Origin of the sequence: Caulobacter sp. 17J65-9, assembly GCF_010975005.1 — a bacterium.
Classification (GTDB): domain Bacteria; phylum Pseudomonadota; class Alphaproteobacteria; order Caulobacterales; family Caulobacteraceae; genus 17J80-11.
The window spans coordinates 1-11,693 of sequence record NZ_JAAIVC010000126.1 but is presented as its reverse complement, the minus strand read 5'-3'; the positions used below and the strand labels follow the sequence as shown (position 1 = coordinate 11,693).

Annotated in this window: 9 protein-coding genes and 1 pseudogene; 2 read left to right on the top strand and 8 right to left on the bottom strand. The window is 70.4% G+C overall.

The window, feature by feature from the left end:
- Together G3573_RS16055 and G3573_RS16050 are read left to right on the top strand one after the other, a co-directional pair.
- Positions 1–548 (top strand): annotated as a pseudogene (locus tag G3573_RS16055) (NAD regulator); the annotation flags it as partial.
- A gap of 102 nt (positions 549–650) precedes the next feature.
- The gene (locus tag G3573_RS16050) at positions 651–1,769 is read left to right on the top strand and encodes a beta-ketoacyl-ACP synthase III (RefSeq protein WP_163262449.1); all 1,119 of its coding nucleotides are present in this window, start codon (positions 651–653) and stop codon (positions 1,767–1,769) included.
- A 63-nt stretch (positions 1,770–1,832) separates the two neighbouring features.
- Here the strand turns inward: G3573_RS16050 and G3573_RS16045 are convergent, their stop codons facing one another.
- The 8 genes from G3573_RS16045 to G3573_RS16010 all read right to left on the bottom strand — a co-directional run.
- Positions 1,833–3,080: a M48 family metallopeptidase gene (locus G3573_RS16045; protein WP_205598295.1), complete on the bottom strand. Its 1,248-nt coding sequence runs from the start codon at positions 3,078–3,080 to the stop codon at positions 1,833–1,835.
- Between the two features lie 279 nt (positions 3,081–3,359).
- Positions 3,360–6,047 (bottom strand): pyruvate, phosphate dikinase, encoded by a 2,688-nt coding sequence (ppdK, locus tag G3573_RS16040; RefSeq protein ID WP_163262445.1) that lies wholly within the window; start codon positions 6,045–6,047, stop codon positions 3,360–3,362.
- 41 nt (positions 6,048–6,088) lie between these two features.
- Positions 6,089–8,263, bottom strand: a complete 2,175-nt coding sequence (gene glyS, locus G3573_RS16035; RefSeq protein WP_163262443.1) for a glycine--tRNA ligase subunit beta — start codon at positions 8,261–8,263, stop codon at positions 6,089–6,091.
- Position 8,264: 1 nt separating this feature from the next.
- Positions 8,265–8,633 (bottom strand): hypothetical protein, encoded by a 369-nt coding sequence (locus tag G3573_RS16030; protein ID WP_163262441.1) that lies wholly within the window; start codon positions 8,631–8,633, stop codon positions 8,265–8,267.
- Positions 8,630–9,523: a glycine--tRNA ligase subunit alpha gene (locus G3573_RS16025; RefSeq protein ID WP_163262439.1), complete on the bottom strand. Its 894-nt coding sequence runs from the start codon at positions 9,521–9,523 to the stop codon at positions 8,630–8,632. The genes G3573_RS16030 and G3573_RS16025 overlap by 4 nt, the downstream gene beginning before the upstream one ends.
- Before the next feature lie 87 nt (positions 9,524–9,610).
- Positions 9,611–10,315 carry a fasciclin domain-containing protein gene (locus G3573_RS16020; protein WP_163262437.1) on the bottom strand — a complete coding sequence of 235 codons (705 nt, stop codon included), beginning with the start codon at positions 10,313–10,315 and terminating at the stop codon, positions 9,611–9,613.
- Between the two features lie 126 nt (positions 10,316–10,441).
- Positions 10,442–10,960 (bottom strand): hypothetical protein, encoded by a 519-nt coding sequence (locus G3573_RS16015; RefSeq protein WP_163262436.1) that lies wholly within the window; start codon positions 10,958–10,960, stop codon positions 10,442–10,444.
- A 107-nt stretch (positions 10,961–11,067) separates the two neighbouring features.
- Positions 11,068–11,693 (bottom strand): 4-(cytidine 5'-diphospho)-2-C-methyl-D-erythritol kinase (locus tag G3573_RS16010; protein WP_163262434.1); only part of this gene is annotated, 626 nt, incomplete at its 5' end.

The following is an 11,693-nucleotide window of genomic DNA, read 5'->3' as shown; positions in this document are numbered from 1 at the left end:
CGCCGGCCCTGGCGGCCTGGGCGGACCAGGCGCCCGCGGCCGAGGCCGAACGCCGCCGCGCCCGCGCCCGCCACCTGTTCGCGCTGGACGAGGCGGTCTGGAAGGAAGAGCGGGTGCTGGACCGCTACGAACTCCTCTACGAGGCCGGCCTGGCGGCGGAGGCCGCGCGCGACCGCGCTCTGGCCGCCGGCGACCACGTTCCGGTCGCGCCGGTTCCGGGCCTGGGCCAGCCCATGGTCTCCGACCACCGCCGCATCCTGGCCACGGGCCTGGGCCGGCTGCGCGGCAAGCTGAAGTACCGCCCCGTTGTGTTCGAGCTGACCCGGCCGGAGTTCACCCTCTCCGAGCTGCAGAAGACGGTCGAGGCGATCTCGGGCGTGCCGCTGCACAAGCAGAACTTCCGCCGCGCGGTCGAGCGCACCGGCCTGGTCGAGCCGCTCGGGCGCCTCGACCTCGACACCGGCGGGCGTCCGGCCGAGCTGTTCCGCTTCGAGCGCGAGCGCGCCGCCGCCGGGCCGGCGCTGGGACTGCCGCTGCCGTTGCGCTGAGCGCCCGCGCCACCGGCCGGCGTGCGCCAAACCGGCGCCTCCCACGTCCTCTCCGCCGTGCTAATGCTCGCGCACGCGAATCCGCGTTCGGAGCCCTTTCCGTTGCGTCAAGCCGTCATCGCCGCCACCGGCCTCTACACCCCGTCTGAAAGCATCAGCAACGAGGAGCTGGTCGCGAGCTACAACGCCTATGTCGAGCGCTTCAACGCCGACCACGCCGCGCACATCGCGCTGGGCGAGGTCGAGCCGCTGCAGCCCTCCTCGGCCGAGTTCATCGAGAAGGCCTCGGGCATCAAGTCCCGCTTCGTCGTGCAGAAGTCCGGCGTGCTGGATCCCGCCGTCATGCGCCCGGTGATCCCGGAACGCTCGAACGACGAGCTGTCGCTGCTGGCCGAGATCGCCGTGGCCGCCGCCAAGGACGCCATCGCCCGCTGGGGCAAGCCGGTCAGCGAGATCGGGGCTGTGCTGTGCGCCGCCTCCAACATGCAGCGCGCCTACCCGGCCATGGCCATCGAGGTCCAGAACGCGCTCGGCATCGAGGGCTTCGCCTTCGACATGAACGTGGCCTGCTCCTCGGCCACCTTCGGCATCAAGGCCGCCGCCGACTTCATCGCTTCGGGCTCGGCCAAGGCGGTGCTGATGGTCAATCCGGAGATCTGCTCGGCCCACCTGAACTTCCGTGACCGCGACAGCCACTTCATCTTCGGCGACGTGGCCACCGCGGTGATCGTCGAGGACGCCGAGCAGGCGAAGGACGGCTGGGAGATCCTGGGCACGCGCCTGAAGACCCAGTTCTCCAACAACATCCGCAACAACGCCGGCTTCCTGAACCGCGGCGCGCCGGAAGGCCGCGACCTGCCCGACAAGCTGTTCGTCCAGCAGGGCCGCAAGGTGTTCAAGGAAGTGGTGCCGATGGTCAGCGAGATGATCGTCGACCACGCCGCCGCCCTCGGCCTCGAGCCCGGCGCCCTGAAGCGGCTGTGGCTGCACCAGGCCAACATCAACATGAACGAGATGATCGGCCGCAAGGTGCTGGGCCGCGACCCGGCCCCGGGCGAGAACGTCATCATCCTGGACCGCTACGCCAACACCTCGTCGGCGGGCTCGATCATCGCCTTCCACCTGCACAACGACGGCTTCGCCCCGGGCGACACCGGCCTGATCTGCAGCTTCGGCGCGGGCTATTCGGCCGGCACGGTGTTTGTGAGGAAGCGCGCCTAAGGCGCTGATCTTCGCCGGAAAGAAATCGGGGCTCGCGACGGTGTCGCGAGCCCCTTTTCGTTCTCAGGACTTGGCCGACGCCGGTTCGGCCGGCGGGGCGGCCGGGGCCGCCGCGGGCGCGGCCTCAGGGACCGGTTCGGGCTTCGGATGGGCCGCCTTCCACTCCATGGCGCGGCGCACGCGGTTCTCGACGCTGGGGTGGTCGTAGAACAGCACCTCCTCCAGCTTGCCGGGCGAGGACGCGCGATATTCGACCGTCTTCACCAGCGCCGCGGCCAGGCCGTCGGGCTCGTTGGCGTGCTCCAGCGAATAGCGGTCGGCGTCCGCCTCGGCGGTGCGGAAGATGGTGTTGAACACCGGCGTGCCCAGCAGGCCCAGCAGGGCCAGCACCACCCAGATCACCGGCAGGCCGGCCGGGTCCGCGATGCTTTTCACGTCGCCGGCGCCCAGCAGGCGGCCGACGACCGGGAACAGCGCGTGCACCAGCCAGAAGCCCAGCGCCGACAGGACGGCGAAGGCGGCGGTGAACCAGATCACGTGCATCTGCTTGTAGTGGCCGATCTCGTGGCCGACGACGCCGCGCACTTCCGGCAGGGTGGCGCGGGTCAGCATGGCGTCGCTCATGGCGATGCGGGCGGTCGAGCCCAGGCCCGAGACGTTGGCGGTGTAGCGGTTCGACTGGCGGCTGCCGTCGAACACGAAGACCTTGTCGGTCGGCACGCCGTTCTCATGCGCCAGCTGGACCACCGCGTCGCGCACCGGGCCGGGCTGAGCTTCCTTGTAGGTGTTGAACAGCGGCTCGATGTAGATCGGCGCGATCAGCACGCTGAACAGGATGAAGGCGGCGCTGAGCGCCCCGCCCCAGGCCCACCAGGTCCGCGGCGCCTTGCGGATCAGGGCGTAGAGCACGACCAGGAAGATCGCGGTCATCAGGGTGGAGATCGCCGCGCCGATCGCCGCTTCGCTCAGCCACGCGTCCCAGGTCTGGTTGTTCAGGCCGTAGGACTTCTCGCGCCACCACGACGCGTAGGCCGACCACGGCAGGCTGAGCAGCCAGTCCAGGCCCAGGAACACCAAAGCGCCGACGAACGAGACCAGCACCGGCCTGGGCCGCCGCTTCTCAAGGCCGTCGCGGATGCGCGTGAGCACGCCCGAGCGCAGCACTACGAACGCCACCACCACCGACACCAGGAAACCGCCCAGCAGCAGCCAGTGGCCGCCCTGGGTGTAGGCCACGGCCTTCGCATGGGCCTCAGGCGACAACTGCGCCAGGTACTGGGCGGTGGCCGCCGCCGCGTCGAAACTCGCCATCACAGGATCTCCCCGACCGAAGTGCATAGCTTTGCTGTGCAAAACCCGCGCCGCCAAGCAGCGAAAGGGAAAATTCCGGCAAAAGTCAGGAACCCGTCAGCCTTCGAAGGGTTGAATCCACGCCTTCAACTCCGGAGCGAGAGCAGCGGAGACCAATTGGAGGAAGCGCGGAGGACGCGTGTCGAGGCTCTGTGGCCCCCTGGTCCGGAAGCACGGCGTACGCCCTCCGCGCAGCTATTGGCGGAGACGAAAAAAGGGCCCCTTGCGGGGCCCTTTGTCTTACGCGCTCTTGCGGGCTTTCAGCGCCGCCTGGGCGGCGGCCAGCCGGGCGATCGGCACCCGGTAGGGCGAGCAGCTGACATAGTCGAGGCCGACCCGCTCGCAGAAGTCGATCGAGGCCGGATCGCCGCCGTGCTCGCCGCAGATGCCGAGCTTGACGTTCGGACGGGTCTGGCGGCCGCGCTCGGTGGCGATGCGCACGAGATCGCCCACGCCTTCCTGGTCCAGCGAGACGAACGGGTCTTTCTCGAACACGCCCTTCTCGATGTAGGCGTTCAGGAAGCGGCCGGAGTCGTCGCGGCTGATGCCGAAGGTGGTCTGGGTCAGGTCGTTGGTGCCGAACGAGAAGAACTCGGCGTTCTCGGCCAGCTTGTCGGCGGTCAGAGCCGCGCGCGGCAGCTCGATCATGGTGCCGACCATGTACTCGATCTCGACGCCCTGCTCCTGCTGCACCTGCTTGGCGACGCGGTCGGTCATCTCGCGCAGCAGCTTCATCTCCTCGGCCTTGGCGACCAGGGGGTGCATGATCTCGACCTGGGCGGTCTTGCCGCCGCGCTTGCCGGCGCAAGCGGCCTCGACGATGGCCCGGACCTGCATCTCGTAGATCTCGGGGAAGGTCACGCCCAGGCGGCAGCCGCGCCAGCCCAGCATCGGGTTGGTCTCCTGCAGCTCGCGGGCGCGGCGCATCAGCTTCTCGGCCGACAGGCCGGTGGCCTGGGCGACCGCGCGGACGTCCTCTTCCGAATGCGGCAGGAACTCGTGCAGCGGCGGGTCGAGCAGGCGCACCGTGACCGGCAGGCCGTCCATGATCTCGAACAGCTCGACGAAGTCGGCGCGCTGGAACGGCAGGATCTTGTCCAGCGCCTTGCGGCGGCCCTGCTCGTCGTCGGCCAGGATCATCTCGCGCACGGCGGCGATCCGGTCGGCGTCGAAGAACATGTGCTCGGTGCGGCACAGGCCCACGCCCTCGGCCCCGAAGCCGCGCGCGGTGCGGGCGTCCAGCGGGGTCTCGGCGTTGGCGCGCACCTTCAGGCGGCGCGCCCGGTCGGCCCAGGTCATCAGGGTGGCGAAGTCGCCGGACAGCTCCGGCTCGACCATCTTCACCGAGCCGGCCAGGACCTCGCCCTTGGAGCCGTCGATGGTGATCACCTCGCCGGCCTTGAAGGTGCGGCCGCGCGCGTGGAACTCGCCCTTGTGCTCGTCGATGTGGACTTCGCCCGCGCCGGAGACGCAGGGGCGGCCCATGCCGCGGGCGACCACGGCGGCGTGGCTGGTCATGCCGCCACGGGCGGTGATGATGCCCTTGGCCGCGTGCATGCCGTGGATGTCCTCGGGCGAGGTCTCCTCGCGCACCAGGATCACCGCCTCGCCCATCGTGCCCAGGCGCTCGGCCTCGTCGGCGTCGAACACGATCTTGCCGGTCGCCGCGCCGGGCGAGGCCGGCAGGCCGGCGGCGATCACGTCGCGCGCGGCGTTCGGGTCGATGGTCGGGTGCAGCAGCTGGTCCAGCGAGGCCGGCTCGACGCGCAGGACGGCCTCGTCCTCGGTGATCAGGCCTTCGCCCGCCTGGTCGACGGCGATCTTCAGCGACGCCTTGGCGGTGCGTTTGCCGTTGCGAGTCTGCAGCATGTAGAGCTTGCCCTGCTCCACCGTGAACTCGATGTCCTGCATGTCGCGGTAGTGCTTTTCGAGCTTGTTCACGACCGCGACGAACTGGGCGAACACCTCCGGCATCGCCTCTTCCATCGACGGCGTGGTCTCGCCCATCTCCTCGCGCCCGGCCTTGGTCAGGCTCTGCGGCGTGCGGATGCCGGCGACCACGTCCTCGCCCTGGGCGTTGATCAGGAACTCGCCGTACAGGCGGTTCTCGCCGGTGGAGGGGTTGCGGGTGAAGGCGACGCCCGTGGCCGAGGTCTCGCCCATGTTGCCGAACACCATGGACTGCACGTTCACCGCCGTGCCCCAGCTCTCGGGGATGTCGTGCATGCGGCGGTAGAACTTGGCCCGGTCGTTCATCCAGCTGGCGAACACGGCGCCGACGGCGCCCCACAGCTGGTCGTTCGGGGCCTGCGGGAAGTCGCGGCCCAGCTCGCGGCGCACCGCGGCCTTGTAGTCGGCGACCACCGCCTCCCAGTCGTCGGCCGACAGGGCGGTGTCGACGCTGACGTGCAGGCGGTCCTTATGGTCGTCCAGGATCTCCTCGAAGGTGTCGTGGCCCAGGCCCAGCACCACGTTGGAGTACATCTGGATGAAGCGGCGGTAGCTGTCGAAAGCGAAGCGGCGGTCGCCCGACAGCTTGGCCAGGCCCTCGACCGTCTCGTCGTTGAGGCCGAGGTTCAGGACGGTGTCCATCATGCCCGGCATGGAGGCGCGGGCGCCGGAGCGCACCGAGACCAGCAGCGGGTTGGACGGATCGCCGAACACCTTGCCGGTCAGCTTCTCGACCTTGGACAGGCCCTCGCGGACCTGGGCTTCCAGCGCCGCCGGATAGCTCTTGCCGTTGGCGTAGTACCAGACGCAGGCCTCGGTGGTGATGGTGAAGCCCGGAGGCACCGGCAGGCCCAGCGCGCTCATCTCGGCCAGGTTGGCGCCCTTGCCGCCCAGCAGGTTCTTCATCGAGGCGTCGCCGTCGGCGCCGCCGCCCCCGAACGAATAAACCCAGCGGGTGGTGCTCGCAGCGTCCAGCATAAGCAGTCCTCTAAGCTCCGCCTTGAAGGCGTCCGCGGGCCTCAGCCCGCGATCAGCGAGAAGTCGGCGACGCGATTAGCCGCGTCGCGGATTTGAGACAACAGGCGTAGCCGGTTCAACCGCACCGCCGGGTCGGGGTCGTTGACCAGAACCTTGTCGAAGAAGGCGTCCACCGGGCCGCGCAGGCCCGACAGCGCCGCCATCGCGCTCTTGAAATCCTCATGGCCGAGCTTCTGTTCCAGCTCGCCGAGCGCCTTCGCCAAAGCTTCGGCCAGGGCCTTCTCCTCGGCCTCGCCCAGCAGGCCGGCGTCGACCGCGGCGGCGTAGCTCGCCTCCTCGGCCGGGGTCTTCTTGGCCTCGGCCTTGAGGATGTTCACGGCGCGGCGGTAGCCGGCCAGCAGGTTCTTGCCGTCCTCGGTGTGCAGGAAGCCGTCCAGCGCCTCGACCCGCGCCACGATGCGCACCAGGTCGTCGTCGCCCAGCGCGAACACCGCGTCGACCAGGTCGTAACGCTTGCCCTCGTCGCGTAGCAGCACCTTCAGACGGTCGGCGAAGAAGGCGGCCAGCTCCTGGGCGTCGGCCTTGCCGGCCTGCTCGACCAGGCTGCGCAGCGAGAATCGCGCGCGGGTCTCCAGCGCGATGCGGATCACGCCCAGGGCGGCGCGGCGCAGCGCGAACGGGTCCTTCGAGCCGGTGGGCTTCTCGTCGATGGCGAAGAAGCCGACCAGGGTGTCGAGCTTGTCCGCGAGCGCGACGGCCACGCTGACCGGGGCCAGCGGCACCGCGTCGGCCGGGCCCTGCGGCTTGTAGTGGTCGCGGATGGCGACGGCGACGTCCTCGACGCAGTCGCGGCTCAGGCCGTCGTACCAGGCCTTGGTCTCGCTCGAATGCGGGCACGGGGCGACGGCCAGGATGTCGGTCGAGGACAGCGGGTCCTCGGCGCCGTCGTTGAAGGCCTGCGGCGCGTGGTGCTCGGCCTCGCGGTAGGGCTCCTGGCGGGCGTAGTAGCCGCCCATGATCCCCTGCAGCTCGGGGAACTCGCCGACCATGCCGGTGGCCAGGTCCGCCTTGGCCAGCCCCGCGGCGGCGGCGGCCAGCGCCGGATCGGCGTGGACCAGCGGCGCGATCGCGCGGGCCAGGGCGGTGATCCGCTCGACCCGCTGGTGCATGGTGCCGAGCTTGGCGTGGAAGGTGACGCCCTTCAGCTTCTCCAGCCGGTCCTCCAGCGGGATCTTGCGGTCCTCGTCCCAGAAGAAGCGCGCGTCGTTCAGGCGGGCCGACAGCACCCGGGCGTAGCCGGCGGCCATGGCCGTGCCGCCGTCCCTGGCCTCGATGTTGGCCACGGCGATGAAGTGCGGGGCCAGCCGGTTGGAGCCCGGCTCGCGCACGGCGAAGTACTTCTGGTGGGTGCGCATGGAGGTGCGGATCACCTCCGGCGGCAGGTCCAGGAAGGCCGGGTCCATGACGCCCAGGATCGGCACCGGCCATTCGGCCAGGCCCGAGACCTCGTCCAGCAACCCCTCGTCCTCGACCAGCTCGAAGCCCTGCGCGGCGCACAGCGAGCGGGCCGTCTCCAGGATGCGCGCCTTGCGATCGGCGGCGTCCAGCACCACGAAGTTCTCGGCCAGGCCGTTGCTGTAGGCGGCGAAGTCCAGCGCCCTGAACGGCGCCTTCGAGCCCATGAAGCGGTGGCCTTCGGTCAGGTCGCCGGCGACGATCCCGTCGACCGAGAGCGGCACGATCCGGCCGTCGAACACGCACAGGATGCGGCGCAGCGGGCGCACCCAGCGCAGGCTCCCGCGCCCCCAGGTCATCGACTTCGGCCAGGGGAAGCCGCGCACCACCGCCTCGACGGTTTCCGCAACGATTTCAGGGGTCGGGCGCCCCTTCTTCTCGATGCGGGCGAAGAGCACGCCGTCGCGCTCCTCCAGCTGTTCGCGGCTCATGCCGGTCGAACGCAGGAAGCCGGCCAGGGCCTGCTCCGGCGCGTTGGCGCGGGGGCCCTTGCGCTCCTCGACCCGGTCCTCCTGGGCGGCCGGCAGGCCGTCGGCGACCAGGGTCAGGCGGCGCGGGCCGGCGAAGGTCTGCAGGCGCTCGTAGCCGAGGCCGGCCTCCTTCAGCCGCTCGACGACCATGCGCTCCAGATCGCGGGCGGCGTTCGCCTGCATCCGCGCCGGGATCTCTTCGGAAAACAGTTCGAGCAGAAGCTGGGGCATGTCAGGTCAGCCGGGTCACGCCGAACGACAGCTGACGCACCTTCAGGGCGTCGCCGTCGGGGTGGGCGAAGAACTGGACCGAGAGCTTGGTCTCGGCCGGGGCGAAGAAGGCGCGCATCAGAAGACCGAAGGCGGCGGGCTCGAACAGCAGCCGGCCGCTCCAGGCCCGGTCGCGCAGCTCCAGTTCGCCGCAGTCGGCCGGGTCGTCGCCGCTGCGGCGCACCAGAAACAGATTGGCCTTGTGCACCTCGGAGCCGGCGATCTGGCCGACACCGGAGCAGAAGAAGGCCGGAGGATGTCCCGGGTCCTGGGCCCGCGCCTCCAGGGAGGCTTCGCCCAGCGGGAAATCCAGATAGCTCATCTGGGTCACGCCGCCGGCTCCGACTGTTGGGCGACCCAGGCCTCCGCGCACATCTTGCAGAGGTCGCGGATGCGGCCGATGTAGCTCTGCCGCTCGGCCACGGCGATGGCCCCGCGCGCGTCCATCAGGTTGAACAGGTGGCTGGCCTTCAGCACCCGGTCGTAGGCCGGCAGCACCAGCTGCTGACCTTGCGGGCCGCGGTGGTTCAGGATGCGCGGCACGTCGCGCTCCATGTCCTCGAACTGGCGCTTCAGGGTCTCGACGTCCGAGGCTTCGAAGTTGAAGGCCGAGTTCTGCCGCTCGTTCTCGAGGAAGACCTCGCCGTAGGTGACGCCGGCGTTGTTGAACTTCAGGTCGTAGACGTTGTCGACGCCCTGGACGTACATGGCCAGGCGCTCCAGGCCGTAGGTCAGCTCGCCGGCCACCGGGAACACGTCCAGCCCGCCCACCTGCTGGAAGTAGGTGTACTGGGTGACCTCCATGCCGTCGCACCAGACTTCCCAGCCCAGGCCCCAGGCGCCCACGGTCGGGTTCTCCCAGTCGTCCTCGACGAAGCGGATGTCGTGCAGCAGCGGGTCGATGCCGATGGCCGCCAGCGAGCCCAGGTACAGCTCCTGCAGGTCGGCCGGGTTCGGCTTCAGGATCACCTGGTACTGGTAATAGTGCTGCAGCCGGTTGGGGTTCTCGCCATAGCGGCCGTCGGCCGGGCGGCGGGAGGGCTGCACGTAGGCGGCCTTCCATTCCTTGGGGCCGAGCGCACGAAGCACGGTGGCCGGGTGCAGCGTCCCCGCCCCCACCTCCACGTCGTAGGGCTGCAGGATCAGGCAGCCCTGCTCGCTCCAATAGCGATGCAGCGTCAGGATCAGATCCTGAAACGAGAGGGGTTCTTTGGCGGACACGGGGGTTCTTCGCGGGCGCAAAAAAAGACGGCGGACCATAGGGCCCGCCGTCTCGGGCGGCAAGCGCCCGGCTCAGATGGAAGAACGTCAGTTCACGGCGGCGTCCAGCTCCACGCCTTCCGGCGCGATCACCTTGTCGATCGCGTAGACGGTGCCGTTGCCGGCGCTGATGTCCTTGGTGACCGTGGCCTCGTCGGCGGTGACGCGCCCGCCGGCCGCGCCCAGGGTCATTTCGGCGTCAGCCTCGGTCTTGAGCGCGCCCTTGTGGGTGGCCAGCTGAGCCGGCGGGACCTTCTCGGCGACGGTCAGGTACAGCACCACCTTGCGAAGCTGCTCGGCGTTCTCGGGCTGCATCAGCTTTTCCATCGCGCCGGCCGGCAGGGCGGCGAAGGCGGCGTCGGTCGGGGCGAAGACGGTGACGCCCGGCGAGCTCTTCAGCCGTTCGGTCAGGTTCGCGGCCTCGATCGCCTTGAGAAGGGTGCCGAACTGGCCTTGGGCGCGCATCGCCTCGATCACGTCGGCCTTGGCGGCGGGCGCCGTAACGGCCGCGCCGGCGGCCGACGGTGCGGCGGCCATCGCGGCGGCCGGCGCCGCCATCACGGCGGCGGCGAGAGCCTCGGGCGAGTCAGTGTCGGCGGTGGCGGCCGATTTCTCCGGCCACGGCGCCTGAGCCGGCTTGGCCGGCGCGGCCGCGTCGGACGGCATGGCGGCGGCGGATTCGGTTTGGGCGGACGCGGCGGCGGCCGCAAGAACGAAGGCGGCGCAAGCGCCGAACAGGACGGTCGACTTCATACGAAAGCATCCCTGTCTGGGAGCCCGACAGCGCGGGCGCGATCCCCGAAAACCCCGGCGACAGAGACACGCGGAGGGCGGGTGATGTTCCCGCCCTCCGAAGAATTTCGCTGCAGCGCAGCGTCGTCAGTTGCCCGTCGGCCTCGTGCGGCGGCCGGCGGCGCTCAACGGCGGGAATTCGGCGCGGTTGGTGGCGTTGTCCGGCACCGGTCCGTTGGTGATGATCTGCATCGACTGCCCGGCGCTGTCGGTGATGGTGCCGACGAACAGGCGCGACGTGCCGACCGTGGTCTCTTCCAGGTCCATGTCGACCCACGCGCGGGTCGTGCGGTCGGACATGCCTTCCTTGGAGGTCGGCGCCCGGCCCGAGGTCTGCTCGGCCGTCGCAGTTTGCTGGGCTGACGACCGGGTCGTCGCCGAAGGCATGGCCTGACTGGAGGGCATGGCCTGACTGGACGACGCAGACGGCTGCGCCGACGAGTCGGACGGCATGGTGTCCTTCATGGCCTGATCCCGGGCGGCCGTGGCCGCGGAGGATTGCGCCGTGTCGTCAGGCGGGGCGCTCTGCGCCGCCGTCTGGGCTGCCGCCGCGCTAGCCAGGAGGGCGGCGGCGGCTGCGGCCGTAAGCAGTTTCAGCTTGAGCATTGAGGAAGTCCCTTCCGGAAAAGACCCCCGACTCCGCCTTGTTCACCCCCGCATAACGCACCGGGTGTCGGCGAAGTTGCCCCACCGGAGCGTCAGTCCGTGAAGGCTCAAGCCAGGCGGCAGACCCGGACCCACCAATCGGCCCGTTCGGCCGCGAGGCGTTCGGCCAGGCTCGCCGCCTCCAGTTCGCCGCCGCACAGCGCAAAACAGGTCGCGCCCGAGCCCGACATCCGCGCCAGCAGCACCTCCGGCTCGCCGCGCAGGACCTGCAAGGCGGCGCCGATGGCCGGGGCCAGGGCGACGGCCGGCGCCTCCAGGTCGTTGCGGCAGGCCGCTAGCACCGCCGCCAGTTCCTCGACGCTGTCGAACGCGTCGGGCAGCGCTGGGCGGTCCGCCCCGCCCGGCGCCCCGGCCGCGTCGTAGGCGCGGTAGACCGGCCCGGTCGGCGAAGGCACGCCCGGATTGACCAGCACGGCGTGGATGTCCGGCAGGCCGGGCGGCGGCGACAGCTGTTCGCCCCGCCCCTCCGCGATCGCGGCTTCGCGCCAGAGGCACATCGGCCCGTCGGCGCCCAGGCCCGCGGCGATCTTCGTCAGCGCGTCGTCGGACAGCTCAAGCTGCAGGGCCTCGCGCAGCAGGCGCAGCGCCGCGCCGGCGTCGCTGGACCCGCCGCCCAGCCCGGCGGCGATCGGCAGCTCCTTGCGCAGCACCAGCCGCAGCGGCGGGAAGGCGC

Excerpts from the sequence above, each read along its gene's own strand:
- G3573_RS16045 (WP_205598295.1), bottom strand. The coding sequence starts at position 3,080 with ATGGCGAGTTTCGACGCGGCGGCGGCCACCGCCCAGTACCTGGCGCAG.
- ppdK (WP_163262445.1), bottom strand. The coding sequence starts at position 6,047 with ATGCTGGACGCTGCGAGCACCACCCGCTGGGTTTATTCGTTCGGGGGC.
- glyS (WP_163262443.1), bottom strand. The coding sequence starts at position 8,263 with ATGCCCCAGCTTCTGCTCGAACTGTTTTCCGAAGAGATCCCGGCGCGG.
- G3573_RS16020 (WP_163262437.1), bottom strand. The coding sequence starts at position 10,315 with ATGAAGTCGACCGTCCTGTTCGGCGCTTGCGCCGCCTTCGTTCTTGCG.
- G3573_RS16015 (WP_163262436.1), bottom strand. The coding sequence starts at position 10,960 with ATGCTCAAGCTGAAACTGCTTACGGCCGCAGCCGCCGCCGCCCTCCTG.